The following is a 25,569-nucleotide window of genomic DNA, read 5'->3' on the forward strand; positions in this document are numbered from 1 at the left end:
CCGCGCTGGTACGCCATCCCGGCATCCACAGGCCGCCGCGGGGCCGGATGCAGGTGTTTTCCATTGGCATGGGAATTGCCAAGAGTCAGTCTGGTGTGCGAGGCGCACTGGTGAAGATCGACAACAAGAGAGAGGAGCAGACAATGAGGACGTTACGCGTGATGATGGTGCTCGCGGCGGCTGCCGCGAGCCTGGCGGCGCAGGCCGCGGTGACCGATGCCATGATCGAGAATGACGCGAAGTCGCCGGGCGACGTGCTGTCGTGGGGGATGGGCCCGCAAGGCCAGCGCTTTTCCACGCTGAACCGCATCAACACCAGGAACGTCAGCCAGTTGGTGCCGGCCTGGTCGTTCTCGTTCGGCGGCGAAAAGCAGCGCGGGCAGGAAGCGCAGCCGTTGATTCACGACGGCAAGATGTTCGTGACGGCCTCGTACTCGCGCATCTACGCGCTCGATCTGAAGACCGGCAGCAAGCTCTGGAAATATGAGCATCGCCTGCCCGAAGGCATCATGCCCTGCTGCGACGTGGTCAACCGTGGCGCGGCCCTGTACGACAACCTGGTGATCTTTGGCACGCTCGACGCGCAACTGGTGGCGCTGGACCAGAAGACCGGCAAGGTGGTGTGGAAGGACAAGATCGAGGACTATGCCGCCGGCTATTCCTACACGGCAGCCCCCCTGATCGTCAAAGGCATGGTGCTGACCGGCGTCTCCGGTGGCGAGTTCGGCGTGGTGGGACGGGTCGAGGCACGCGACGCGAAGACCGGGCAACTGGTCTGGTCCAGGCCGGTGGTGGAAGGCCATATGGGCTACAAGTACGACAAGGACGGCAACAAGACCGAAGACGGTGTGACCGGTACCCAGAACGCCAGCTGGCCCGGCGAGACCTGGAAGACCGGCGGCGCGGCCACCTGGCTGGGCGGCACCTATGACCCGAAGACCGGCCTGGCCTACTTCGGTACCGGCAACCCGGGGCCGTGGAACAGCCACATGCGCAAGGGCGACAACCTGTATTCGGCCTCGACCGTGGCGCTCGACCCGACTACCGGCAAGATCGTCTGGCATTACCAGAACACGCCGAACGATGGCTGGGATTTCGACGGCGTCAACGAGTTCGTGACCTTCGACCAGGATGGGAAGCGCCTGGGCGGCAAGGCCGACCGCAACGGCTTCTTCTACGTCAATGACGCCACCAACGGCAAGCTGGTGAACGCCTTTCCCTTCGTCAAGAAGATCACCTGGGCCAGCAGCATCGACCTCAAGACCGGGCGCCCCAACATGATCGCGGAAAGCCGGCCGGGCGACCCGGCCGCGGGCAGCGATCCGAAGAAGGGCCAGTCCGTGTTCGCCGCGCCGGGCTTCCTCGGCGGCAAGAACCAGCAGCCGATGGCCTACAGCCCGCAGACCGGCCTGTTCTATGTACCGGCCAATGAATGGGGCATGGATATCTGGAACGAACCCGTGGGCTACAAGAAGGGTGCCGCCTTCCTCGGCGCCGGCTTCACCATCCATCCGCTCAACGAGGACTACATCGGCTCGCTGCGCGCGATCAATCCCAAGACCGGCAAGATCGAGTGGGAGGTCAAGAACTACGCGCCGCTGTGGGGCGGGGTGATGACCACTGCCGGCGGGCTGGTGTTCTGGGGCACGCCGGAGGGCTACCTGAAGGCCGCGGACGCCAAAACCGGCAAGGAACTGTGGAAGTTCCAGACGGGCAGCGGCGTGGTGGCGCCTCCGGTTACCTGGGAGGAGGGCGGCGAGCAGTATGTGGCGGTGGTGTCGGGCTGGGGCGGCGCGGTGCCGCTGTGGGGCGGGGAAGTTGCCAAGCGCGTGAATTTCCTGGAGCAGGGCGGATCGGTGTGGGTGTTCAAGCTGCACAAGAGCTGAACGTTGCCGGACACCATGTAGTGAAGCTGCCCTGCGCGTGCCGGCCTCGCACACCGAAGCCGGCACGCGCAAGGGCTGGTCGATGATCAGAGCATTGGGAAGTAGATATGCAGAAGGCGAAAGGATACCTGTCGTTGACGGCCACGGTGGCCATGGTGCTGTGTGCCGCCCGGGTCGAAGCGGCGCCCGATATGCAGGCGCTGGCAGACAAGAGCGGCTGCTTTTCTTGTCACAGTATGAATGCCAAGGTGGTAGGGCCGGGTTTTGCCGAGGTAGCGGCCAAGTACAAGGGAGATGGGGAAGCGCCCGAGCGGCTGGCGAAAAAGATCCGTGAGGGCGGAAAAGGTGTTTGGGGACGGATTCCCATGCCGTCGCACGAGAGTATCAGTGAAGCGGATGCCAGGAGGCTGGCAGAGTGGGTGCTGAGTATCGGTTGAGCACCGGATGAGCACCGGATGAGCATTGGAAGAGACCGGTGTCAGGCCTGACGGTCGGATAGAAACCGGATACGAAGGAAGGATTCGCAAAGACGCTTCACATCGGCCCACCCGGCAGCCCAGGCACGGCGTGAAACGTCTTTGCTCTTTTTGTTCTCAATTTTCTACTTCCGTTTTTTGCTATCAGCGCAGCTACCTTCGCTGCTTAGCCTGAGCGAATTCCCATCGCTGCGGAAGACCATCCCGCTCTCCCGTCCGCGCGCCTGCACCTCGGCCAGCCTGCCCTGCAGCACGATCTCCGCGACCTTCCCATGGTCTCCAGACCGATCGCAAACCGGATCCGTGGCGGCGGCGTCGCCGGTCAGGAGGAACGCCTGGCAACGGCACCCGCCATGGTCTTCCGCCTGCGAGTCGCAGGATCGGCAAGGCTCCGGCAGCCAGTGCGTGCCGCGAAAACGCTGGAAGGCCTCGCTCTCGCGCCATATCTCACGTAGCGATCGCGTGGTGACGTTCGGCAGGTCAAGCCCGGGCAGCATGCGGGCCGCATGGCAGGGCAGCGCGAGGCCGTCGGGCGCCACGCCAAGGAAGGTTGTGCCCCATCCGTTCATGCATTTCTTGGGCCGTTGCTCGAAGTAGTCGGGCACCACGAACAGGATCTTGCACCGGTTGCCGATGCGGGCGCGGTATGCCTTCACGACCGCTTCGGCTTCGCGCAGTTGCTCATGCGTGGGCATCAGCGCCTGCCGGTTCTCCCAGGCCCATCCATAGTATTGGGTGTTGGCCAGTTCCAGGTATTCCGCGCCCATCTCCAGCGCCATCTCGATGATGGCGCCCACATGAGGGAGGTTGTGCCGGTGCAGCACGCAGTTCATCACCATCGGATAACCGTGCGCCTTGATCAGGCGGGCCACGCGTTGCTTCAGGTTGAAGGTGCGGGTGCTGGAGAGAAAATCGTTGAGTTCGCGCGTGGAGTCCTGGAACGATAGCTGGATATGATCGAGCCCGGCAATGCGCAAGGCGGCCAGCCGGGCATCCGTGAGGCCGATGCCGGAGGTGATGAGGTTGGTGTAGAAGCCGAGCCCGTGGGCATGTTCGACCAGTGCTTCCAGGTCTTTGCGCAGCAGGGGTTCGCCGCCCGACAGGCCCAGTTGCACGGCGCCCAGCGCGCGCGCCTGCGTGAAAACGTCGCGCCACCGGGCGGTGTCGAGTTCGGTGTCGTGCCGGGCATAGTCCACCGGGTTGGAGCAGAAGGCGCAGTGGAGCGGGCAGCGGTAGGTCAGTTCCGCCAGCAGCCATAGCGGCGGCCCGGGCGGTGCTATGGCTGCCGGCGGCTCAGACCAGCCAGCCGCGTTCGATGGCATGTTTGACAAAGGCGTGTACCTCCGGTGCGATGCCCTGCACGCCGAAGGCGGACTGCAGGTCGTCGATCAGCATGTCGAGGGTGTGGCTGCCGTCGCAGCGCTGCAGGATGGCGGCCGCGCTGTCGTTGAGCGTGACCATGCCTTCCGGATACAGCAGGATCCAGCTCTGCTGGGCGTCTTCCCACTGCAGGCGGAAGGTCCGGTGCAGCGTGGGCTTGGTCAGGTCGGCTTCGGTCGGGGTCATGGGTGGGCGAGTTGGATGGCGTCGAGCATCGACCACAGGATGTCGAGCTTGAATTGCAGGATGTCCAGCGCGCGCTGCTGCTGCTCCGGCGTGCGGAAGTAGCCGAGCGTCACGCGCAGGCCGTGATCGACATCGCGCTGCGCAAGCGGAATGCGCGAGCGGAAATAGTCCAGGCCTTGCGCTTCGATCCACGGATAGTGCCCGGGCCAGCCGGCCAGGCGCTCCTTGTGGATCTCCGGGGCATACATCTCGGTCAGCGAGGAACACACGGCCTCCTGCCAGGGCGCGCGGCGCGCGAAATTCACGTAGGCGTCGACGGCGAAGCGCACGCCGGGCAGCACGTGCCGGTGCGACCACAGCGCCTCGCGCTCGAGTCCCACCGCCTGGCCCAGCCGCAGCCAGGCTTCGATGCCCCCTTCCTGGGTCTCGGTGCCGTCATGGTCCAGGATGCGCACGACCCATTCGCGGCGCGTGGCGCGGTCGGGGCAGTTGGAGAGGACTGCCGCGTCCTTGAGCGGGATGCTGGTCTGATAGTAGAAACGGTTGGCCACCCAGGCGCGGATCTGTTCCGGCGTGCATTGCCCGGCCGCCATGCGCAGGTTGAACGGGTGGTGGATGTGATAGCCCGTTTCTTTCGCGCGCAGGCGTGCTTCGAATTCGGCCGCGCTCCATGCCGTGGCTTGCGTCATAGCGTGATCTCCATGCCGTCGTAGGCTACCTCGATGCCGTGGTCCGCCAGCAGGCCGCGCTGCGGCGAGTCGTCCACCAGGATCGGGTTGGTGTTGTTGATGTGGATCAGGATCTTGCGTGCCGCGGGCAGCCGGTCGAGGGTTTCGATCATGCCGCCCGGGCCGGACAGGGCGAGGTGCCCCATGTCCGCCGCGGTCTTGGCGGAGAAGCCAAGCTGCTGCATCTCGTCGTCGCGCCAGCAGGTGCCGTCCACCAGCACCACGTCGGCGCGCTGCAGTTCGTCGAGCACGTGCGGCTCGATGCGGCCCAGCCCGGGCGCATAGAAGGCGCGCCGGCCGGTGGCGGCATCGACGATGCGCAGCCCGATATTGTCGCCACGCCGCGGCGCGTTGCGGTTGGGGGAATAGGGCGGCGCCTTGCTCTCCAGCGGCACCGGCGTCAGCATCACGCCATGCAGCGGCGGCACCGTGAAGGGCGCGTCGTCCAGGGACAGCGTGTGCGTGTCAAGGCCGCAGTAGTGCGACAGCATGCGTGTCAGCGGGAACGCCGTGCCGAGATCCTGCAGCACCGCCGCGGTGGCGTAGACCGGCAGCGCCTGCCGGTGCTCGCGCAGCATCAGGAGGCCGGTGACGTGATCGATCTGCGCATCCATCAGCACCACCCCGGCAATACCTGTGTCGCGCGGCTGGCGCGCCGGCTGCAGCGCCGGCGCGTGGCGCAGCTGGTCGAGGATGTCGGGGGAGGCGTTGACCAGCACCCAGTCTTGTCCCTCGTCGCTCAAGGCGATCGACGACTGCGTGCGCGGCGTGGCGCGCAGCGTGCCGTTGCGTACGCCATCGCAATTGCGGCAATTGCAGTTCCACTGGGGAAAGCCACCGCCTGCGGCCGATCCCAGGACCCGGAGTATTGTCATGGCGCGTATCGATAGGGTTCGTTACGGAGTCGAAGAGCAAAAAGCCCGCCAGCGAGAAAAAAAGGCCCGCGGGGGCGGGCCTTGCCAGATCGGGGCATTCAGGCAAAAGTGCTCAGCGGTTGGCTATGTACATCGTGATCTCGAAACCCAGGCGTAGTTCTTTGTAGGCGGGGGTACTCCAGTTCATGTCTCCTCCTCGGGGGTGGCATAGTTAGTGAATGCATCGCGTCTTCTTGCGGCGAACGTCGCCGCGTTCTTTCCGAGGCAACATCCATGCCCGCAGCGCAGCTGCCGTCCCAGTGTTTTTTTCTCCGTACGCGGGATGGCCACCGCATGCACGTGCGGCAGGCGGGCCCGGCCACCGGCGATCCGTGGCTGGTGCTTCACGGCGGGCCGGGCAGCGGCTGCAGTCCGTCGATGGCGGCATGGTTCGATCCGCTGCGGCACCGTGTGGTCATGCCCGACCAGCGCGGCGCGGGCCGTTCGCGGCCCGCCGGGACGCTGCGCCGGAATACGGCGGGCGCGCTGCTGGCAGACCTGGAGCAGTTGCGCGAGGCGCTTGGCGTCCAGCGCTGGAGCGTGGTGGGCGGATCGTGGGGGGCAGCGCTGGCGCTGGCCTACGCCGCGCGCTATCCCGGCGCGGTGGCGGCTCTGGTCCTGCGGGGCGCTTTCCTGACAGGCCGCGACGATATCCATCGGCTTTTTTCTCCGCGCGGCGGCGCGATGCTGCGGCGCATGGCGAGCGGCGAGCGGGCGTCCGATGCCCGGGCACGCCTGCTCACTGTGTCGCAAGTGTTGCAAAGTGGTACGACTGTTCAAAAACTGGACACTGCCGGACAGTGGCAGCGCGCCGAACGGCGGATGCTGGGCCTTGGCCAGACGCAGCCGGGGCGGCAGCCGTGGCGCGAGCGCATGGCGGCGGTGGACAAATACCGGATCCAGGCGCATTACCTGCGCCGCCGCGCCGGGCTGGGCAAGCCGGCGTTGCTGAAGGCGGCGTCGCAGATCGGTGCGCGCGACGTGCCGGTGACGTTGCTGCATGGCCGTGCCGATAAGGTCTGCCGGCCGGCCAACGTCCTGCGTTTGAAGGCGGTCATGCCCCAGGCGCGGCTGGTCTGGGTGCCCGGCGGACACTTGCCTGCCGGTGCCATGGCCGAGGCCCTGCGGGCCGCCATCGGCGCGGCGGGCTGCCGGCGGTGACGGATCCCACCCGGCGCGGATTCATGGGCGCCCTGCTGGCGATGGCGCTCGGCGGCGCCGGCCCGGCCGCCGCACTTGGCCGCGTGGTGCTGGCGAGGCTGCAGCCTGGCGTGTATGTGGCCAGCGCAGCCAATGCCGAGGTGGCGCTGGCTAATGCCGGGGAGGTGGTGCCGACCCTGGTCCATGTGACCGGAGCCGGAGTGCTGGTGGTCGACCCGGGCCCGCATCTGGCCTGGGGGAACGGGTTGCTGGCGGCGATCCGGGCCGTGACGCCCGAGCCGGTGCGCTGGGTGGTCAACACCCATGCGCATCCCGAGAACGTGCTGGCCAACGCGGCCTTTGCGCGCTTGCGGCCGCGCCCCGCGTTCCTGGCCTCTGCCGCCACCGCCAGCCTGATGCGGCAGCGCTGCGAGGCGTGCCTGGCCCGCCTGGCGGCGCAACTGGGGCCAGCCGAGATGCGCGGCACGCGGATCGTGCTGCCGGAACCCGGCTTGCGGCATGGCGATCGCCTGCAGACCGGCGCCACCGCGTGGGAGGTGCATGTCCACGCGGGGGCGCATAGCGCTTCGGATACTGTGCTGCATGCGCCGCAACGGCGGCTGTTATGCGTGGGCGGCCTGGCCTACCGCGACCGCGTTCCGGAAATGCAGGAGGCTTCCCTGCAAGGCTGGCGGCGCGCGCTGCGGGCCGTGTCGGCGCTACCCGCCGATCTCGTGGTGGGCACCGCGCCGGGCACGCCGGCGCAAACGCTGGCGCCCACGCTGGCCTACCTGGATGCGTTGGCCGGCGGCGTTGCCGCCGCACTGGAAGCGGGTGGCGATGCGGCGCGCGTGCTCAGCCCGGCGGCCGCCGGGCCGTACCGCCATTGGCGCCACTTCGCTTCGCGCCATCCCTTGAATGTGCAGCACGCCTGGCGCGAACTGGAAGACCTGTGGATGCACGGCGAGCCGCTGGCCTGAGCGCCAGCCGGCGCGCACGGCTGCCGTCTCAGCCATCTTGCTGCGGCAGCGCGTTGGCCTCGTCCAGCTTCCGGTAGACCGTATTGCGCGAGATGCCGAGCGCCTTGGCCGCCGCGGAAATATTGCCGTGGTGCGCCTTGACCGCGGCGACGATGGCCAGCACCTCGACGTCGGCCAGGCGGGTGGGCTGTGGGCGGGGCGCTACCTCCGGGGCGCGCCCGCCGGCCGGCGCGGCATCGGCTTCCAGCGTGGCGCCGTGCGCGGGGTGGGTGGCCTGGCGCGCCAGCCGGTCTTCCAGGAAATCGTCGGGCAGGTGGTCCTCGGTGATCTCCGCCTCGCCTTCGGCCATCAGGCGCGCGGTGCGCAGCAGGTTGCCAAGCTGGCGGATATTGCCCGGCCAGTGATAGCTGCGGAACATCGCCATCACCGAATCCTTGATGCGCGGTCCCCCGTTTGCCTGGCCCTCGCGTAACAGCTTGTCGGCCACCGCATCGAGGTCGGTGCGCTCGCGCAAGGCCGGCAGGCGCACCACGAGGCCGTTCAGGCGGTAGTAAAGGTCTTCCCGGAACAGGCCGTTGGCCACCTGCTCGCGCAAATTGCGATTGGTGGCGCAGATCACTGACACGTCGACGTGGATCACCCGGCTGCTGCCCAGCGGCGTGACCGCGCGCTCCTGCAGCGCGCGCAGCATGCGCGCCTGCAGGTGCAACGGCATATCGCCGATTTCATCCAGGAAGAGGGTGCCGCCGTTGGCCAGCAGCATCTTGCCGATGCCGCCCTTCTTGCGGGCGCCGGTAAAGGCGCCTTCTTCGTAGCCGAACAGCTCGGATTCGATCAGCGTCTCGGGTATCGAGGCGCAGTTGACAGCGATGAAAGGCCCGGCATGGCGCGGGCTGTCGGCGTGGATGGCGCGGGCCAGCAGTTCCTTGCCGGTGCCGGTTTCCCCCAGCACCATGACGGGAATATCCTTGCCGATCACCTTGCGCAGCTTGGTGATGACGCCTTTGATCTGGGCGTCGCCGGTGTCCAGGTCGTCCAGCCCGGCGGGGCGCCGGGCCGGTTGCGCGCCCGCACGGCGGGGCAGGGAGGCGGCATCAGGCATGCAGTGCGCCTCCTCCGCGCTGCCATTGTCGATGGCAGCCGCCGGGACGGACACGGCAGGCGCCTTCCACTCGACGCGTGCGCTGACCTTGACGCCGCTTGGCAGCGGCAGGTGCACGACGCCCCCCGGGGCCTTGCGCTCGGCGTCGAACAACTGCGACAGCGACAGGCCGAACAGCGAGGAGAAGGTGTGCGCGTGCAAGGCGCCGACCGACATCCCAAGCTGGAACTGCGCGCTGCGGTTGGCCGACAGGAAGCGTCCGCCCGGCGTAAAGGAGGCGATGCCTTCGACCAGGGTGCCGATAAACTCCGCGCGCGAGTGGAAACGCACGCACACCATGTCCTGGAAGGCATTGGCGAAAAGCTGGTTCTCGATCATTTGCGCCGACATCCGCACCAGCGCCATGGTGTGCTTGTGGAATCCGCGCTGGTCACCCGTCACATCGAGCGCGCCGACCGTCTTGCCGTAGGCATCGAGGATCGGCATGCAGGAGCAGGTGAGGAAGCGGTTGGCCTCCAGGAAATGCTCCGCGCCGTGTACCAGCGTGGCCTTGCTCTCGGCCAGCGCGGTGCCGATGGCGTTGGTGCCCCGGCTTTCCTCGGACCACAGCGCGCCGGGCTGCAAGGCCACCTTGTTGGCCCTGGCGAGGAAGTCGTCGTCGCCCAGCGAGTGCAGGATCAGGCCGGCGGCGTCGGTCAGGATCACCATGCTCTGCGTGTTGACGATCTGGTCGTAGAGCGTCTCCATGACCGGCAGCGCGTGGGTGAACAGCGACTGGCTGCGCTCTATCTGCGTTTTCAGCTCGCTTTGCAGCACCGGGCAGAAGTCCGGCGATTCATAGGGCCGCAAGCCATAGGCTTCGGATCGCAGGTGGGCCTGGGCGATCAGGTCTGGCCGGTCGCCCTCCGCCGGGTTGCCCGTTGCCGCCGGCGGGACGCCGGGCACGCGCGGGCCGCCGGCCGCTTGGAAAGTCATTTTTCTGTCTCCTGTGGAAGTCGCCCGCGATCTGTGCACGGGTCGCTCCGGGTCCTGGCGTGGTCGACATGGCCCGAAGTGTTGCTTCATGAAGCAAAACGCTTGCCAGGGTGTTGCATTCCAGGGCACTGGTTCCGGCATGCTGTGTCACACGCCGGCCATTTGCCGGGGCCTCGTCCGGTTTATGGCCCTCTTTGCGCTTGGTATGGCTTTTGCGGAAGTCACCTTCAAAACATAGTTCAACAACTGGAGGTGACACTGATGAAAACACCACGCCGCACACTTGCCCTGATTGCCATCTGCACGCTTCTGGCCGGGGCGCTACCCCAAGCGGCCTCGGCCCATGGGGACGTCACACCGCAAGCAGTGGACACCAAGACACTACCGCAACTCGGCGAAGAATGGCGTCCGGATAATCCATACAGGACGGGCGAAGCGCAGCAGGAAGCACTGCGTATCGGCTCCTCGGCCTACAACCAGAACTGCGCGCGCTGCCATGGGCTGGAAGCGGTGTCGGGCGGCATCGCGCCGGACCTGCGCAAGCTGGACAGCGATTGCGCGTCGCTGGCCAACGCCAAGAAGAAGCAGGAATGCATGGGCGAGGTCTCGCAGTACTTCACCACCACCGTGCGCAAGGGGCGCACGCGAGACGGCCGGGTCTACATGCCGCCGTTCGATGGCGTGCTGAGCCAGGAAGCGGTCTGGTCCATCAAGACCTATCTCGAATCGCGGCACGAGTAAGGGCTGCGGGCCCGCCCGCACTTCCACCGCATTCCCGCATTCCCTGATTCACAAACACAAAGATCAAGAAAACCAGGAGACCTCCCATGCGCGCCAGCCCTCTCCGGGACGCCGCTCCCTCCCTGCCGGCCCCCGCCGGCTCCCGTCGCCTGGCCGGCGCACTGCTGGCGCTTGCCGCGCTCGTCTGCGCCCAGCCGTCGCTGGCCGATATGGCCAGGATCCGCCAGAGCGGGACCTTGAAGGTGGCCGTCTATAAGAGCCTGCCGCCATTTTCCACGGCAGTGGGCAACCCGTTGCCGGGCATCGACGTGGCGCTGGCGAAGGCCCTGAGCAAGCAGATGGGGCTGTCGGTGTCGCTGCTGCCGTTCGATGCTGACGAGAACATGTCCGATGACCTGCGCAATATGGTGTGGCGTGGCCATTACCTGGGCTATGGCCCGGCGGATGTGATGCTGCATGTGCCGGTGGACCGTGCGTTCATGCGCGCGAACGACAAGGCGCTGATCTTCGCGCCTTATCACCGCGAGATGTTCGTGCTGGTCCACGACCGCGAGCGCGTCTCCGAGGTCCGGCAGCTGGAGGATCTGGCCGGCCAGCCTACCGGCGCGGAAGCGGGCTCCGCCGGTGCCAATGCCCTGTTGTCCGGGGCGCAGGGCGCGCTGCGCGACAAGGTCAAGATTTATGCCGGGCCGGACGAAACGCTGCGCGCGCTGTTCGCCGGCGAGATCGCCGCGGCGATGGTCACGCGCTCGCAATACGAAAGCGCGCTCAAGGCGGCCGGCCAGCCCGCCGCGCGCTTCGCCACGGTGGACGTTGCCTCGCCGCTGCTGCCCGCGCGCGGCTGGGCCATCGGCATGGCCGTCAAGGCGGACGAGGGCGAACTCGCGGAGTCGCTGCAGAACGCGCTGGACGCGATCCGCCGCAGCGGCGAGCTGCAGCAGATCTTTGCCCAGTACGGTGTGTCGCTGCAAACGCCGTGAGATTCTCCAGCGGCTGGGCGTGCAGTATGAAACCGGGCGTCAAGTGGGGCGTGGTCCCCGGTCAGGCGCTACGCAATCTCAAGCAGCGACTTAGGTTGGCCGCTGGTCAGCGCTACTCGTCGAACAGGTCCGGCCCGAACACTTCATAGTGAATGCGCGTCTCCGGGATGTCCAGGTTCTGGAGGGCATCGTGCTGCATCCGCATGAACGGGATCGGTCCGCAGATGTAGTAATCAGCGTCCGGCAGCATGATGGAATCCTTGATCAAACTGACGTCGACCAGGCCCTCGTAATCGAAATCCTTACCCTGGACGTCTTCCGGGAGAGGCTCGTTATAGAACACAAGCAGCTTGAAGTTGGCGTGCTCATGCGATGCTTCGCGCAGACGGTTGCGCATGGCCTGCACCGCACTATTGCGGGCGCCATGCACGAACACGACCTGCCGCGGCGGTTCCTGAAGCGCCTTCTTCAGCATGCTGACCATGGGGGTCAGCCCTACGCCGCCGCTGATCAGCACGATCGGGGACCTGGCATTTACGTCGATGTAGAAGCTGCCGTACGGCGCGGCGAGCCTGACCTCGTCGCCAACACCGACGTGATCGTGCAGCAGGCAAGAGACATAACCCGCCGGCGTCGTGCCGCCACTCTCGCGCTTCACCGATATCCGGTAACTTCGCCCGTTCGGCACATCGGAGAGGCTGTACTGCCGAATTTGCTGCAGGCCAAGAGAGGGCACCTGGATCGCGACGCTGGTGTACTGGCCAGGCTCGAAATTCACCACCGGGCCGCCATCGGCCGGTTCCAGGATGAACGAGGTGATGACGTCGCTCTCAGGCCGCTTCTCGCGGACGATGAATGTGCGCCAGCCTTTCCAGCCGCCATCCTGCTCGGCGGAGCGCTCGTACAACTCGCTTTCGATACCCATCAGGATGTCAGCCAGGTTCCCGTACGCCTGCGCCCAGGCGGAGATGATCTCGCCGGTCGCCGCATCCCCGAGAACATCCTTGATCGCGCCGAGCAGGTGTTCACCGACGATCGGGTATTGCTCCGGCCGCACGCCAAGACTTGCGTGTTTGTTTGCGATGTTTTTCAGAACGGCCGAGAGACTCTCGGGATTCTCGATATTCGCGGCGTAGGCATACACTGCGCGCGCCAGGGCCTGCTGCTGCTGCCCTTGTTCCTGGTGCGCCATATTGAAGACGTTCTTGAGTTCCGGGTGCGCCTCGAACATGCGTTTATAGAAACGCTGGATGATGGCGTATCCGTGTTCCGCCAGCACCGGGGCGGTGGATTTGACGATGTCCTTGGTCTTCTGGGTGAGCATTGCATCGTTCCTTCGAAGATTGGCAACAGGTGTGAACCACACCCGTTCAAAGTCTATACCTCACCCGGCTTCGGGGGGGATGCGGCAACCCTTGTGCAGCCAGTCATGTACGCTGTAGCGAACTCGCGATCGCGCGCGTATCAGAGGGGCATTGGCTCACCCCCGAATGCTTCAAGCTCGCGCGCAAGGCTTTGCGCGGCCAGTTCGACCAGTGCGCGTCCCTTTTCCGGTGTCGCCTGTCCCGGGTCGGAGCCGATGCGCCCGTCCGGGAACCGCGCACGAAAGTCGAGCGCCTCCCGGATGGGACCCGATGGGGCGATTTGGGGTGTATAGCCGGCCGACTTCACGGCGGCGGGGAAGGCCCACTGTGTAATGGCAATCTCGGAAGGCGTGGCGTGAGAGCCATGGCCGGTCGGGAACTGCTCGCGCGCGAGCTCGTTGACGCCTGCCAGGTCCCACCAGTTGCACAGCTTCAGTGCGAATCCGGCGCGGCGCCGGGAAAAACTGGCTTCGGCATAGATCTCGGAGAACGCGGCCTCGATGGAGGCCACATTGCCGCCATGGCCGTTGAGGAACAGGATTTTCTCGAATCCGTGCCCCACCAGTGAGCGGGTCCAGTCACCGATCGCGGCAATGAAGGTCGACGGGCGCAGCGAGATGGTGCCGGGAAAGCCGAGGTGATGCTGGGCCATGCCAATGTTGAACGTCGGCGCCACCAGGATATCGGCTGTCTTTTCCGCCTCGCGCGCAATGATCTCCGGGCAAAGCCAGTCGGTGCCAAGAAGCCCCGTTGGCCCGTGCTGCTCGTTGGAACCAATTGGCACGACAATCACGCGGCTGCGCTTGAGAAACTGTTCGACTTCGGCCCAGGTGGATAGATGTAAAAGCATGGTTGCTCCTTCTTTCGTGTGTTCCTCTCGGAACCTTGTATGTGGTTTGCAGTGGACTACCGGCGCTCAGGCAACTTGTTGGCGAGGAGGATCAGCGAGGCGATCAGCGGCATCAACGCCATGACCAGCACGCCAGGATGCAGGCTGCCGGTCGCGGTCTTGGCCCACCCGATGATGGCCGGGCCCCAGAAGCCGCCGGACAAGCCGATCGTGTTGATCAGCGCAATGCCGCCGGCTGCCGCCGGGCCCTTGATGTACTCGGCCGGCATGGCCCAGAACACCGTGTAAGTCATCCAGAGCGCGGTGGTGCCGAGCGTAAGCAGGACAAGCGACAGACCGAGATTGCCGTCTGCGAGTGCCGACCCGGCGAGCAACAGGGCAGCGAAGAAGGCGGGCACTGCGCTGTGATATCGGCGCTCGCCCTTTTGATCGGAGCGGCGCCCCATGTAGTACATGCCGAATGCGGCGCCAAGGTATGGCAATGCGGTGTACCAGCCGAGCTGCACGGTATCGGCCACGCCCTGCGCCCTGATCAGGGTCGGGAGCCAGAAGCTCATGGCATAGATGGCCGCGATAATGCAGAAGTACGCAAGGGCGAGCACATAGACCCTCGCATCCCGTGCCACCGCCATGAACGAGTGCTTGTGCGCGACGGATACCCCGAGCTCAGCTGCCAGAAAACGTTTTTCCTGGTCCGTCAGCCAGGCCGCATCCGCGGGGCGGTTCGGCACGAGCGACAGTGCAAGGAACCCCAGCAATACGCAGGGGATGGCCTCGATCAAGAACATCCACTGCCAGCCGGCGAGGCCGGCGGTGCCGGACATGGTGGTTATCAGCCACGCCGAAGCGGGTCCTCCGACAATGCCGCCGATCGGTCCCGCCAGGAAGACGATCGCGATGGCGCGCCCCATGCGCTGCGGTCCGTACCAGCACGACAGGTAGTAGATCATGCCCGGGGCAAAGCCTGCCTCAAAGATGCCGAGCAGGAAGCGCATGGCATAGAACGTTGGCACATCACGCACGAAGAGCATGCAGGCGGACGTGATGCCCCACAGCACGAGGATCCGGCTGAACGTCTTGCGCGCGCCCACGCGAGGCAGCAGCAGGTTGCTTGGCAGCTCGAACAGTACATAGCCGAGAAAGAAGATGCCTGCACCCACGCCGTAAGCGGCGTCGGAGAAGCCGAGGTCGCTTTGCATCTGCAGTTTGGCAAAGCCGATGTTGACCCGGTCGAGATAGGCAAACAGGTAACAGATCAGGAGGAACGGCAGCAGGCGCCAGTTGATCTTGTTGTAGAGCGTCGAAGTGTCGTCGACGGCGCTTTCGTTCGGAATGACTAACATGCCGGTCTCCAGTGCGTTGTGTTTGATGCCGCTTATCCAGTCCGCCGATGGTGACAGAGCCGGGGGTTCCGACCAACAGTAAGCGGGCTCACGCTTCGTTCTAATCTGAGCAACGCAACCCATCCGTATCGCATGGTGAAGATGGCCGGAGTCAGGCCCGGTCGTCATGGCGGGGGATGGCCGGGCAGGCGCGATGAAGTTCATGTATGGTTGCCTCCTGCCCATCACATTGGCTCAATGGTGTTTCGACATGCGAGAGATCAATCAGCTGCGATTACGATACTTCCGTGAGGTTCTGGCGCACGGCACCATTCGCGGGGCGGCGGACAGCCTCAATACGTCACCCTCCGTGATCACTCGACAGATCAGGCTGCTTGAAGAAGAACTGGGCGCTACGCTGTTCGAACGCCAGTCGCGCGGTGTGAAACCGACGGAGGCGGCCGCGCATCTGCTCGAGTTCTGGCGCGGCTACCGTTCGCATCAGGAGAATCTCGAGGACCAGCTGCACGCGCTGAAGGGATTGCAGCAGGGCAAGGTCCAGGTGGCCATGAGCGAGGGCTATGTCGATGCGCTCGTCAACGAAGTCCTTGCGCCGTTTTGCGCGCGGTACCCGATGCTGGATATCAGCATGGAGATCCTGCCAGTCGACGATGTCCTGAACGAAGTCGCTGAAAGCCGCGCCCACATCGGCCTTGCCTACAATCCACCGCCTCACCCGCGCATCGAGTACCGTGCCAGTTCTCCGCAGCCCGTGGTGCTGCTGGTTCGTCCCGATCACCCGCTGGCGTTGCGCGGCGGCGAAGCCAGCATCCGCGATGTGCTGTCATACCCGCTCGCGCTGATGCCGGAATCCTTTGGCATCGGGCACGCCGCGAAGATGCTGGAGTTCGCGGAGAACATAAAGATCCGCCCGACGCTCGTCACCAACTCGTTGACGGCGCTGAAGCAATTTGTCGCCTATGAGAACTTCATTACGCTGATCGGAGAATTCGCGGCGTATCGCGAGATCGCTGCCGGGAGCCTGGTCACCGTACCGATCAATCATCCATTGCTCAGGGGCACCCAGGCGCGGTTGCTTGTGAAGACCGGCCGGCCCCTGCCTGCTGCGGCATCCGAGTTCCTTGAGCACATTACGCGCCGCATGTCGATGTTTGCCGCCAGCCGGAAGGCATCGGACAAGCAGTAGCCGGCGGAGCCGGCAAGGCAGATTCCCTTGACGGAAACGGTTATCCGAAAGTGAAGACGAAGGCCTGGACGCCCGGGTCCAGGAAACGGATGTCGAAGGTGTGCTCGCCGACCTTTCCCGGCTGGCGAACGAGTTGGTAGAGCCTGGTCTGCGTGACGGTGCCGTTGCCATCCGGGTCGGTATCGGTACCGTGGCTGGCACCGGGCGCCTTGCCGTCGACCAAGACACGGAAGCGCACCGGCGTGCCGTCGGCGCCGGGGCCGAGCACGAGGTGCAGGTCACGCGCGCGGAAGCGGTAGGCGATGCCGCCGCCGGCGCGGTTGAGCGTGGCTTGTTCGGCGTCCACGGTCCAGTTGCCGCTCAGGCCCCAGCTATTCAGGCGCGGCTCGGCGATCGTGTAGTCGCGTGCGGTGCCGGCGCGCAGGCCCTCGGGCGACGCGAAGCCGGATGCCTGCTGGTAGCCGATATAGGTCTCCCGCGAGCGCACGTTGTCCAGGTCTGGCGCCGCTTGCGCACCGGACGTGTCGAATTTGACCGGCGCGGTGCCGGCCTTTTGCGCACCGGCTTCCTTCAGCAAAGCCTGAATGACAGCCTCGGACTGTTCATAGCCGCCCTCGCCGAACTGGTGGTGGCGAATCTGCCCGCTGGCATCGATGAAGTACAGCGCCGGCCAGTAGCTGTTGCCGAACGCCCGCCAGATCCGGAAGTCGCCGTCCACCGCGACCGGGTAGCGGATCTTGAATTGCTCCACGGCCCGGCGCACGTTGCCGACACGCTTCTCGAAGGCAAACTCGGGCGTATGCACGCCGATGACCACCAGCCCCTGGTCCTTGTATTTTTCCGCCCAGGCGCGGATATAGGGGAGCGTGCGAATGCAGTTGATGCAGGAGTACGTCCAGAAATCCACCAGGACGCAGCATGAGGCAACGGAAAGGAAGCTGGCGGCGATTCCGCTGATCCCGGTTCCCGCCATCACGCTGGATGGCACGGCCGATGGCGTCGTCCCGGCAACCGACGGCAAAGCCAGCGCCGCACGGTTTGCCGGGCCGCGCATTCATCGGCAGATTCCGGGTGTCGGCCACAACTTGCCGCAGGAAGCACCCGAGGCCTTTGCCGACGCGGTGACAGAACTCGTGCGCGGCGGCAGATGGCGCACGTGAGTGGCGCGCGAAGGCAGGCGGCATTGGACTGACTGGCGCACGAGATGTCCGCCCCGCCCACGCGGGCCGGGCGGCGTTCAATGGCGCCCTGGCGTGCTCTAGTGACCAGCGCTCTGCCCGCCGTCGACATGCAGGATTTCGCCAGTTACGAAGGGCGCCGAATCCAGATACAGGATGGCGTCCACGATATCGCTCATCTCGCCCATACGGCCTACCGGATGGAGTGCCCCGAGCGCGGCATGGGTTTCCGGCGGGTGCATCGAGGACTTGATGATTCCCGGCGAGACGGCATTCGCGCGAATGCCACTCTTGGCGTATTCGATGGCGAGCGATTTCGTGGCCGCGTTCAGTCCGCCCTTGGTCAGCGATGCCAGTACAGAAGGCACGCCGTTGATGGCGTGGTCGACCAGGCTGGTGGTGACGCTGATCACGTGGCCGCTCGACCTCTTCTCCATTTCGGCGATGGCGAGCTGCGTGATGTAGAAGAAGCCCGCGAGGTTCACGCCCGTTTTCGCCGCGTAGTCTTCGGCGGTGTACTGGGTAAAGGGCTTCGCGATGAAGATGCCGGCGTTGTTGACCAGCGTGTCGATGCGGCCGAAGCGTGCCACCGCTTCGGAGATGACGCGCCGGGCGGTGGCCGGATCGGCGATGTCGCCTGCGACCGTCAGGATGTTGTCATCATCCGATGGCTTGATGGATCGCGCCGTTGCGACAACGCGGTAGTCGCGCTTGCGGAAAGCCTTGACCACCTCTGCGCCAATACCTTGCGATGCACCAGTAACGACGACGACTTTTTGCGATGTGCTCATGATAAACCTCGATACAAGTTGATTCGGCTCTCTTGCCGATCGGGCCGGCGGCACCGATTGGTCCTAAATCTAGTTGAATCGATGCTGAGTTCGAATACCCGCCATGGACAAAGAGTCTTGCCTGACGGGAACAAATCAGGCGCAAAGCCAGTGCCCGCACCGATCTGTCCGTCTGTTGAGCGTGCGGGAACGCCGGCGCACCGGCTCGACAGTCTCACGGGCCGGGAGATGGCAGGAACGGCGGCGCGCAAGGGGTGCGCCACATGCCGTGCGCCTTGCGATTGCCAACGCGGATAGCAGGCATCGGGAACTGCGGATGCCACGTTGGCCGGAAGCCCGGCGCATTTCGATTTACACCATGTAACAACCCATGTGCTGTGCGGCGGGCTAATCGGCGGACCGATTGAACCTATATTTTCCGCACGGACGACGGGTAGTCATCCGCTTCGTTGGAAATGCGGCACTCCGCTCATGTGAGGAATCAGTGCGTGCCGCGCAGCTCCGACCGGGCCCCCGGCGCGATGCCATCGTCGGACCTGCCACCCAACCCGGACACATCCCAGATACAAGTAATTCGTATCCTGGAAATCAAAGCCAACCTCAAAAAAGGGGAATTAAGCATGTCTGAAGAGATTAACCCTGACCGTCGTCGCTTCCTTGGTGCCGCGGCTGTCGGAATCGGTGCCTTGGAGTTGGGCCTGACCGGACTCGCTCGTGCGCAGTCGAGTCCTGCCGGGCAGTCTGTTCCAGTCGCCGCCTCGGCGACGTCCGGTGCGTCGTTCGGCAACCTCAGGCAGATCGAAGCCGGTGTTCTCAGCGTCGGCTATGCCGAGGTTGGACCGCACGATGGTCCCGTCGTTATCCTGCTGCACGGCTGGCCGTACGACATTCACAGTTACGTCGATGTGGCCCCGCATCTGGCAGCCGCTGGCTACCGGGTCATTGTTCCGCATACGCGCGGTCACGGCACGACGCGGTTTCTCTCCGAAAAGACATTCCGCAATGGCCAGCAATCGGCAGTTGCGCTCGACACCATTGCATTGATGGACGCACTCAGGATCGACAAGGCGGTTCTCGCCGGATACGACTGGGGATCGCGGACGGCTTGTGTCATCGCAGCGCTGTGGCCGGAGCGTTGCAAAGCCATTGTTTCCGCCAATGGCTACATCATCAATAACCTTGAGTTCAACAAGCGCCCGTTGCCGCCGAACGCCGAGCACGCATGGTGGTATCAGTTCTACTTCGCTACGGAACGCGGCAAGGCCGGCCTCGAGGCTAACCGGCGTGATTTCGCCAAGGTTATCTGGAAGGAGAATTCCCCTAAGTGGAACTTTGATGATGCAACGTTCGACCGTACGGCGGCGTCCTTCGACAACCCGGACTATGTGGCGATTGTGATTCACAACTACCGTTGGCGACTCAGTCTTGCCGGGGGCGAGCCCCAATACGACAGTATCGAGAAGCGCCTGGCCACAGGCCCGGCGATCACGGTGCCGGCGATCACGATCGACGGAGATTCGAACGGCGTCGCACCGGCTACGGATGGTAGTACTTACGCGAAAAGGTTCACAGGCAAGTACGCGCATCGGATTGTCAAAGGTGCGGGCCACAACCTTCCACAGGAAGCGCCAAAGGCCTTTGCGGATGCCGTAATCGAAGTCGCCCGCTACTAGCGGGCGCGGGTCGGGGGACGTTCCGGATCGCCTGTGCCGGGACGGTCCCTCTCGTGGATCGGCGCGGCCCCCGCGTCGATCTGTTTTTCCGGGGGGCGGCGGTTGCTGGCGTGATCCGGGCTTGCACAGGGTTATTTGCGATCGGAAAGGAGCTTCTGTATGGCCGCTTCCGTTTCCTCGTAGTGTCCTTCGCCAAAATGCTGGTAGACGATCTTGCCGCTGGCATCGACAAGATAGAGGGCGGGCCAGTATTGGTTCCTGTAGGCGTCCCAGATGACATACGCGTTGTCCTGCACGACCGGATACCGGATGTCGAGGCGCTTGAGAGCAGCCTGTACGTTCGAGGTCGATTTCTCGAACGGGTACTCGGGCGTATGCACGCCGACCACCATCAGCCCATTGTCCCGGTATTTGTCGTACCACTGCTTGACGTGCGGGAGCGTGTTGATGCAGTTGATGCAGGTGTAGGTCCAGAAATCGACAAGCACCACCTTGCCGCGCAGTGCGGAGATTGTCAGCGGCTCGGTGTTCAGCCACTTCGCGTTGGCGGGAAACTCCGGCGCCTTGCCATGGTCGGCAGGCGAGGGGGCTATCGCACTGCCGTGTGTTGCTGCGAGTAGGGATACGGCTGCGATACAGGCACGAATCGAGCGGTGCATGAGTCAGACTCCGAGGTGGATTGAGGGGAAAGAGTTGGTCAGCCAGGCTACGGCAATCACGTCATACTGGAAGTACATGGCAACGGCGGTTGCGGCGACAATCGCGCCAAAGCCGCGCTGCAAATGATGTGCATGGCGGGCGACCTTGCGGCCGCGGGTGGTCACGAACCGGCCGCCGTAGGCAATGGCCAGCATGGGAATCGCGGCGCCCGCGGCGAACAGCGTGAGGAGCTTTGCGGCACGCCCCAGGTCCTGCGCCCTGGCGACCAGTGCGAGGATGGAAGCCAGTACCGGCCCCGCGCACGGCGTCCAGACCACGCCCAGCGTCGTACCTAGCACGAAGCCGCCAACCATGCCATTGCCTGCCCGGGCACCGACGCCGGCAAGGCGGTCGATCACGGCGCCAAACGGCGTCATGAGCCGGTCGAATAGCCGCGGCCAGATTCGAGCGAGCCCGGATGCGAACAGAATCAGGATGGAGACATCCCGGATCAGGCCGTGCACGTCACCGAGAGAGCTCGAAAGTGCACTGAATGCAATGCCCACCGAGGAGAACGCGGTGACGAACCCCAATGCGATTGACAGCGGACGCAGAGGATTTTGCTCGCCGATGGACGTGCTCACCACCATCGGCAGCACGGGAAGCACGCATGGGGACGCGATCGTCAGCACGCCGGCCGAAAATGCCAGTATGAGTTCGATCATGGCCGGCTCCGGCAAAGCCCCGGCAAGGCGCGCCCGGTGATTTCCGCTCTGCGGCGCCGCTGCGGTAAATGGGGTAGGGTGGCGGTTGTTGAAGTCACGAATGCCTCCGGTGTTGACGCGATGGCGCTATTGCAACGCTCGCGCGTATGCCGGATGTTTCGGGAAACGGCCGGAAATGAAATGTTTCTTGTCCGCGGGCGGTCCAGATACATGACGATACAAAGCGCCACGGAGGCAACGGCACAATGGCATCAAGGCGCGGGCTGCGCGCCGCGATCCTGGAGGGGAAACGAAAATGAAGCGTTCACTGCTGCTCGCCACGATGATCTTGTCCGCACTCGCGTATGAGCTTCGCGCAGGTGCGACCTGCCGATGGGCTTTCTCCAGACCGCCTGTTCTGCGCCTGACGGGCGCCGCACGGCGACGGCGTGTTCGCCCTGTGACCGGCAACCACCCTGCCAATCTGACGGTGCGCCATGACGCAGCCTGACCATATCCTTATCGTGGACGACGACCGGGAGATCCGTACGCTGGCGGCCGAGTATCTCGAACGCAGCGGGATGCGTGTGACCCTTGCGGCGAACGGACGCGAGATGCGCGCGGCCTTGGACAAGGGCGCGGTGGATCTCGTCGTGCTGGACCTGATGCTTCCCGGCGAAGACGGACTGACGTTGTGCCGGGACTTGCGCGCAAGCGAACGCAAGAACATGCCAGTGCTGATGCTTACTGCCCGCAACGAGGAGGCCGATCGTATCCTGGGGCTTGAGATGGGCGCGGACGACTACCTCGTCAAGCCATTCGCGGCGCGCGAACTGCTGGCCAGGATACGTTCGGTGCTGCGGCGCACGCGCATGCTGCCCCCCAACCTGCAGATCACCGAAGCGGCTACCGTGCTGGCTTTCGGCCCCTGGCGGCTGGATACGACCGCGCGGCACCTGCTCGACGATAACGACGTCATCGTCGCCCTCAGCGGCGCGGAGTACCGGCTACTGCGGGTCTTCCTCGACCATCCGCAGCGCGTGCTGAACCGGGACCAACTGCTCAACCTGACGCAGGGACGCGAAGCCGAACTGTTCGAGCGCTCCATCGACCTGATGGTGAGCCGCCTGCGGCAGCGTCTGCGCGACGATGCCAAGGAGCCCCGCTATATCAAGACGGTGCGCAGCGAGGGCTATGTGTTCGCGGCGATGGTGGAGATTCGGGAGGCGCGCACATGAGCCGCCCGGACGGGATCCTGCGAGGATGGCCGCGCACGTTGTTTGCTCGCCTGATGGTGATACTGCTGATCGGCCTCGTGCTGGCGCAAGGGCTTGCCTTCAGCCTCGTGCTGCGGGAGCGTTCGCAGGTCGCCGACAGGTTGATGCTGGGCAACCTCGGGCGCGATGTGGCCAGTTCCGTTGCCATCCTGGACATGATGCCGGCGGATAAGCGGCCGGCCTGGCTCGATCGGCTGGGGCGCCGAAACTACAGCTATCTGCTCAACGCCGGCACGGCCGGCGGCGACCCGCCAGCCTTGCAACTATCCCAGGAAGCCGTCGCGACGATCGCAGAGGCACTGGGGGAGCGTTACGATGTGACGGCAAATACACTGTCTGCAGATGGGGCGCAATTCCAGGTGCATTTGCGCCTGAGCGACGGCAGTCCGCTCACCATTGATGTCCATCCGGCGCCAACGGGATTGTCGGCCTGGTTGCCGGTGCTCCTGTGCGTTCAACTGGCGCTGCTGGCAGGCTGCGCTTGGATCGCCGTGCGCCTGGTAACGCGGCCGCTGAAGCAACTGGCGGCAGCCGCGGAGAATCTGGGGCCCGATCTGAAGGCCGACCTTATCCCCGAGCGCGGGCCGGCCGAGGTCGTACACGCCGCGGCGGCCTTCAACGCCATGCAGCAGCGCATCGCCGGGTATCTCGCCGAGCGCGTGCAAATTCTCGCGGCGATCTCCCACGACTTGCAGACGCCCATCACGCGAATGCGGTTGCGCCTGGACTTGATGGAGAGATCCGAGACGCAGGACAAGCTTTACAGCGATCTTCGCGCGATGGAGCATCTGGTCCGCGAGGGTGTCGCCTATGCGCGCACGCTGCATGGCAGCGCGGAAGCGCTGGCCCGCGTGGACCTCGATGCACTGCTGGACAGCCTGGCTTGTGACTATCGGGACGGTGGGCATGCGATTACCCTGGACGGCAAGGTCGGCGCACCGGTACTGACGCGCCCACAGGCGCTGCGTCGCATCCTGACGAACCTCGTGGACAACGCGCTCAAGTTCGGCGGCGACGTGGATATTGCTGTGTTCCGGGAGGCGGAAGGCAGTCTTGCCATTGCAGTGCGGGATCGCGGTCCCGGCATTCCCGAAGCCGAGCTTGAACGGGTCATGCAGCCGTTCTATCGCCTCGAGACGTCCCGGAACAGGGGGACGGGCGGTACGGGCCTGGGGTTGGCGATTGCGCAGCAACTGGCGCAGGCCCTTGGCGGGCGGCTCATACTCTCCAATCGGCAAGAGGGCGGCCTTCAGGCCAGGCTCACCCTGCCTGCACAGGCATAGCGGGCTGTTCCGGCGCGCGGCGCCTCGTTTCCAGCGACGGCAGGCTGGGTGGGCTGCACGTCGCGTTTAGCGTTTAGCGGTTGGCGTTTGGTGTCTGGTGTTTGGCATGAAGCACTTCGTGCCGCGTCCCGACAAGGTGCGGTCCGTGGCGTCCTCCGGTCCGGGTCCAGTCTCTCCGCCCTCGGCCGCCGTTTCTTCATTCCCTCCTCCTCGCTGCCGCGACGGACGATTTTGTATTCGTTTGTATCGCTTGCCCAGTGCGATACGTGTGCTCACAGTGCCACGGCGAAATCGCTACGGGCCAGAAACATCGGTCGCCTTAAATGCTTCCTGTAGCGCGGCGGCGGCAACCAAGACCAGATCATCCCGCCCGCGCCGCAACACCGTCCGCGCCGGACACCGGCGCAACTGCCCTACACGAACCTGGATAAGCATCATGAAAATCATCAACGTCACAATCTTTGCCAAGCGCCTTGTCTCGATCGTTGCCCTTTTGGCCGCCGCCGGTGGGGTACAGACTGTGTCCGCAGCCGAGCTGGCTTCGGATCATGGCGCTGGCCCAAGCGCAGCCGCCGCGCGCAGCGTAGAGCGGGACCCGTTCACTGACGGCGCGCGTAGTGGCGAGCGTGACGTCTACACGGATGGCGCCCGTTATGTCGATGGCACCGCGCGATTCGTCGCGGGCCTGGATCGCGTTGGCGTCTCCGCTTCGCCCGCCCGCGGCTCAGATGCCGCTGCCGACAGCGCTGCCATGCTCGCCCGCATCAGCAACCGTGACGGCTATACCGAAAGCGAACACGCTGCAGATCCCCGCTTGGCCGCATAGCACGTCCCGTCACTCCGATGACCGCCCGGATTGATCGCATACGATTGATAAACAGCCTTTTAAATTTCCAGTAAGAAATCCATCATGACCCAACTCGAAAATGTACTCTACACCGGCAAAACCCACACCTCCTCCGGTGGGCGGAACGGCACGTCCCGCAGCTCTGATGGCCGCCTGGACATTCAGCTCTCGTCTCCCGGCACCGCCGGCAGCGGCACCAATCCGGAGCAGCTGTTTGCCGCTGGCTGGTCGGCCTGTTTTATCGGTGCGATCGGGATCGCGGCTGGCAAAATGAAGGTCACTCTCCCGGCCGACCTGGCCATCGACGCGGAAGTGGACCTGGGCACAGCCGGCGGCGCCTACTTCCTTCAAGCGCGTCTCAATGTCAGCCTCCCGGGTCTGGAGCACGAAGTCGCCCAGGCGCTGGTGGACGCCGCGCACCAGACGTGCCCGTACTCCAAAGCCACAAGCGGCAACATCAACGTCGTGATCAACCTGGTCTGAGCCAGCGTTTTCATAAATCCGGCCTGCCCGTGCTTATCGGGCAGGCAACCTTTCCACATCCTCTTGAACTCGCACCAGAACGCTCGACTTCCAGATGATTCGAAATCGAGCGGGCTTGTTGGAACCCGGTTCCAGGCAAAACCCTATGCGTTACGCGCGGACGAAATTCTTGTCCATGGAATAGACCGGCCTGCGTGACCCTGGCGGCGCTGGAAGGGATAACGCAACCGATCGGAGACTGGCGCGCGGGCGCCGTGTGGGGCCTCAGCCATGCAAGACCCGTGAGGCGTCAAGTTACTGTGGCCGGCGAAGTCCTGGACGCGAGGGTGAAGGCCACTCGGATTTATTCCGTCGTGTAGCAAGTGATGTTCCACGTCGGCGGCTTATCGGGGCGGCACCGGAGCCTATAGTTTAGCCAAAGCGGAATGCCGATCGTCTACATCATATGTCCGGCATGGAGGAT

Annotated in this window: 24 protein-coding genes and 2 pseudogenes; 13 read left to right on the forward strand and 13 right to left on the reverse strand. The window is 64.8% G+C overall.

Features of this window, described 5'->3' with window-relative positions; genetic code table 11:
- Positions 1 to 143 precede the first annotated feature (143 nt).
- Both AC1DS6_RS00595 and AC1DS6_RS00600 read left to right on the forward strand, forming a co-directional pair.
- Positions 144 to 1,886, forward strand: coding sequence for a PQQ-dependent methanol/ethanol family dehydrogenase (locus AC1DS6_RS00595; protein WP_441627966.1), 1,743 nt, complete (start codon positions 144 to 146; stop codon positions 1,884 to 1,886).
- A gap of 152 nt (positions 1,887 to 2,038) precedes the next feature.
- Positions 2,039 to 2,323 (forward strand): c-type cytochrome, encoded by a 285-nt coding sequence (locus tag AC1DS6_RS00600; protein ID WP_441628031.1) that lies wholly within the window; start codon positions 2,039 to 2,041, stop codon positions 2,321 to 2,323.
- A 164-nt stretch (positions 2,324 to 2,487) separates the two neighbouring features.
- Here the strand turns inward: AC1DS6_RS00600 and pqqE are convergent, their stop codons facing one another.
- From pqqE to pqqA, 5 genes are all read right to left on the reverse strand, one after another.
- The gene (gene pqqE / locus AC1DS6_RS00605) at positions 2,488 to 3,684 is read right to left on the reverse strand and encodes a pyrroloquinoline quinone biosynthesis protein PqqE (protein WP_477101710.1); all 1,197 of its coding nucleotides are present in this window, start codon (positions 3,682 to 3,684) and stop codon (positions 2,488 to 2,490) included.
- Positions 3,656 to 3,928, reverse strand: coding sequence for a pyrroloquinoline quinone biosynthesis peptide chaperone PqqD (gene pqqD / locus AC1DS6_RS00610; RefSeq protein ID WP_035862268.1), 273 nt, complete (start codon positions 3,926 to 3,928; stop codon positions 3,656 to 3,658). The genes pqqE and pqqD overlap by 29 nt, the downstream gene beginning before the upstream one ends.
- Positions 3,925 to 4,617: a pyrroloquinoline-quinone synthase PqqC gene (gene pqqC / locus AC1DS6_RS00615; RefSeq protein WP_441627961.1), complete on the reverse strand. Its 693-nt coding sequence runs from the start codon at positions 4,615 to 4,617 to the stop codon at positions 3,925 to 3,927. The genes pqqD and pqqC overlap by 4 nt, the downstream gene beginning before the upstream one ends.
- Positions 4,614 to 5,531 (reverse strand): pyrroloquinoline quinone biosynthesis protein PqqB, encoded by a 918-nt coding sequence (gene pqqB / locus AC1DS6_RS00620; RefSeq protein WP_441627959.1) that lies wholly within the window; start codon positions 5,529 to 5,531, stop codon positions 4,614 to 4,616. Before pqqB ends, pqqC begins: the two co-directional genes overlap by 4 nt.
- Positions 5,532 to 5,643: 112 nt before the next feature.
- Complete coding sequence (gene pqqA, locus AC1DS6_RS00625) at positions 5,644 to 5,718, reverse strand: pyrroloquinoline quinone precursor peptide PqqA (protein ID WP_081862055.1); 75 nt, start codon at positions 5,716 to 5,718, stop codon at positions 5,644 to 5,646.
- Positions 5,719 to 5,804: 86 nt separating this feature from the next.
- Between pqqA and AC1DS6_RS00630 the strand changes: the two genes are divergently transcribed.
- Positions 5,805 to 6,731: an alpha/beta fold hydrolase gene (locus AC1DS6_RS00630; RefSeq protein WP_477101711.1), complete on the forward strand. Its 927-nt coding sequence runs from the start codon at positions 5,805 to 5,807 to the stop codon at positions 6,729 to 6,731.
- 23 nt (positions 6,732 to 6,754) lie between these two features.
- On the forward strand, positions 6,755 to 7,690 hold the full coding sequence (locus AC1DS6_RS00635; protein ID WP_477101712.1) for an MBL fold metallo-hydrolase: 936 nt from the start codon (positions 6,755 to 6,757) through the stop codon (positions 7,688 to 7,690).
- A 28-nt stretch (positions 7,691 to 7,718) separates the two neighbouring features.
- Here AC1DS6_RS00635 and AC1DS6_RS00640 read toward each other — a convergent pair whose 3' ends face one another.
- Positions 7,719 to 9,767: a sigma-54-dependent Fis family transcriptional regulator gene (locus tag AC1DS6_RS00640; RefSeq protein WP_477101713.1), complete on the reverse strand. Its 2,049-nt coding sequence runs from the start codon at positions 9,765 to 9,767 to the stop codon at positions 7,719 to 7,721.
- 261 nt (positions 9,768 to 10,028) lie between these two features.
- Between AC1DS6_RS00640 and pedF the strand changes: the two genes are divergently transcribed.
- The gene (gene pedF, locus AC1DS6_RS00645) at positions 10,029 to 10,508 is read left to right on the forward strand and encodes a cytochrome c-550 PedF (protein ID WP_477101714.1); all 480 of its coding nucleotides are present in this window, start codon (positions 10,029 to 10,031) and stop codon (positions 10,506 to 10,508) included.
- Positions 10,509 to 10,594: 86 nt separating this feature from the next.
- Complete coding sequence (locus AC1DS6_RS00650) at positions 10,595 to 11,488, forward strand: substrate-binding periplasmic protein (RefSeq protein WP_477101715.1); 894 nt, start codon at positions 10,595 to 10,597, stop codon at positions 11,486 to 11,488.
- A 112-nt stretch (positions 11,489 to 11,600) separates the two neighbouring features.
- Here the strand turns inward: AC1DS6_RS00650 and hmpA are convergent, their stop codons facing one another.
- The 3 genes from hmpA to AC1DS6_RS00665 form a co-directional block, all read right to left on the reverse strand.
- Positions 11,601 to 12,812: an NO-inducible flavohemoprotein gene (hmpA, locus tag AC1DS6_RS00655; RefSeq protein WP_441627947.1), complete on the reverse strand. Its 1,212-nt coding sequence runs from the start codon at positions 12,810 to 12,812 to the stop codon at positions 11,601 to 11,603.
- Positions 12,813 to 12,952: 140 nt separating this feature from the next.
- On the reverse strand, positions 12,953 to 13,702 hold the full coding sequence (locus tag AC1DS6_RS00660) for a creatininase family protein (RefSeq protein ID WP_477101716.1): 750 nt from the start codon (positions 13,700 to 13,702) through the stop codon (positions 12,953 to 12,955).
- Between the two features lie 56 nt (positions 13,703 to 13,758).
- Positions 13,759 to 15,045: an MFS transporter gene (locus AC1DS6_RS00665; RefSeq protein ID WP_441627943.1), complete on the reverse strand. Its 1,287-nt coding sequence runs from the start codon at positions 15,043 to 15,045 to the stop codon at positions 13,759 to 13,761.
- Positions 15,046 to 15,295: 250 nt separating this feature from the next.
- Here AC1DS6_RS00665 and AC1DS6_RS00670 point away from each other — a divergent pair, with 250 nt between their 5' ends.
- On the forward strand, positions 15,296 to 16,231 hold the full coding sequence (locus AC1DS6_RS00670; RefSeq protein WP_441628029.1) for a LysR family transcriptional regulator: 936 nt from the start codon (positions 15,296 to 15,298) through the stop codon (positions 16,229 to 16,231).
- A gap of 40 nt (positions 16,232 to 16,271) precedes the next feature.
- On the opposite strand, the pseudogene AC1DS6_RS00675 reads toward AC1DS6_RS00670, so the two are convergent.
- A pseudogene (locus AC1DS6_RS00675) lies at positions 16,272 to 17,144 on the reverse strand (redoxin domain-containing protein); the annotation flags it as partial.
- A 16-nt stretch (positions 17,145 to 17,160) separates the two neighbouring features.
- On the opposite strand from AC1DS6_RS00675, the pseudogene AC1DS6_RS00680 reads away from it, so the two are divergent.
- Positions 17,161 to 17,391: pseudogene (locus AC1DS6_RS00680) on the forward strand (alpha/beta fold hydrolase); the annotation flags it as partial.
- A 98-nt stretch (positions 17,392 to 17,489) separates the two neighbouring features.
- Here the strand turns inward: AC1DS6_RS00680 and AC1DS6_RS00685 are convergent.
- On the reverse strand, positions 17,490 to 18,200 hold the full coding sequence (locus AC1DS6_RS00685) for an SDR family NAD(P)-dependent oxidoreductase (RefSeq protein WP_477101717.1): 711 nt from the start codon (positions 18,198 to 18,200) through the stop codon (positions 17,490 to 17,492).
- Between the two features lie 620 nt (positions 18,201 to 18,820).
- On the opposite strand from AC1DS6_RS00685, the gene AC1DS6_RS00690 reads away from it, so the two are divergent.
- A complete protein-coding gene (locus tag AC1DS6_RS00690; RefSeq protein WP_477101772.1) occupies positions 18,821 to 19,873 on the forward strand; it encodes an alpha/beta fold hydrolase in 1,053 nt (350 codons plus the stop codon).
- Between the two features lie 131 nt (positions 19,874 to 20,004).
- Here AC1DS6_RS00690 and AC1DS6_RS00695 read toward each other — a convergent pair whose 3' ends face one another.
- Both AC1DS6_RS00695 and AC1DS6_RS00700 read right to left on the reverse strand, forming a co-directional pair.
- Positions 20,005 to 20,532 (reverse strand): thioredoxin family protein, encoded by a 528-nt coding sequence (locus AC1DS6_RS00695; RefSeq protein ID WP_477101718.1) that lies wholly within the window; start codon positions 20,530 to 20,532, stop codon positions 20,005 to 20,007.
- Between the two features lie 3 nt (positions 20,533 to 20,535).
- A complete protein-coding gene (locus AC1DS6_RS00700; protein WP_441627939.1) occupies positions 20,536 to 21,237 on the reverse strand; it encodes a cytochrome c biogenesis CcdA family protein in 702 nt (233 codons plus the stop codon).
- Positions 21,238 to 21,713: 476 nt separating this feature from the next.
- On the opposite strand from AC1DS6_RS00700, the gene AC1DS6_RS00705 reads away from it, so the two are divergent.
- The 4 genes from AC1DS6_RS00705 to AC1DS6_RS00720 all read left to right on the forward strand — a co-directional run bounded on the left by AC1DS6_RS00705 (position 21,714) and on the right by AC1DS6_RS00720 (position 25,106).
- Positions 21,714 to 22,454 carry a response regulator gene (locus AC1DS6_RS00705; RefSeq protein ID WP_441627937.1) on the forward strand — a complete coding sequence of 247 codons (741 nt, stop codon included), beginning with the start codon at positions 21,714 to 21,716 and terminating at the stop codon, positions 22,452 to 22,454.
- Positions 22,451 to 23,776, forward strand: a complete 1,326-nt coding sequence (locus tag AC1DS6_RS00710) for an ATP-binding protein (RefSeq protein ID WP_441627935.1) — start codon at positions 22,451 to 22,453, stop codon at positions 23,774 to 23,776. The genes AC1DS6_RS00705 and AC1DS6_RS00710 overlap by 4 nt, the downstream gene beginning before the upstream one ends.
- A 436-nt stretch (positions 23,777 to 24,212) precedes the next feature.
- The gene (locus AC1DS6_RS00715; protein ID WP_441627933.1) at positions 24,213 to 24,602 is read left to right on the forward strand and encodes a hydroxyquinol 1,2-dioxygenase; all 390 of its coding nucleotides are present in this window, start codon (positions 24,213 to 24,215) and stop codon (positions 24,600 to 24,602) included.
- An 84-nt stretch (positions 24,603 to 24,686) separates the two neighbouring features.
- Positions 24,687 to 25,106, forward strand: a complete 420-nt coding sequence (locus tag AC1DS6_RS00720; RefSeq protein ID WP_477101719.1) for an organic hydroperoxide resistance protein — start codon at positions 24,687 to 24,689, stop codon at positions 25,104 to 25,106.
- The last annotated feature ends 463 nt before the right edge of the window (positions 25,107 to 25,569 follow it).

Source organism: Cupriavidus sp. 05L310 (assembly GCF_056398185.1).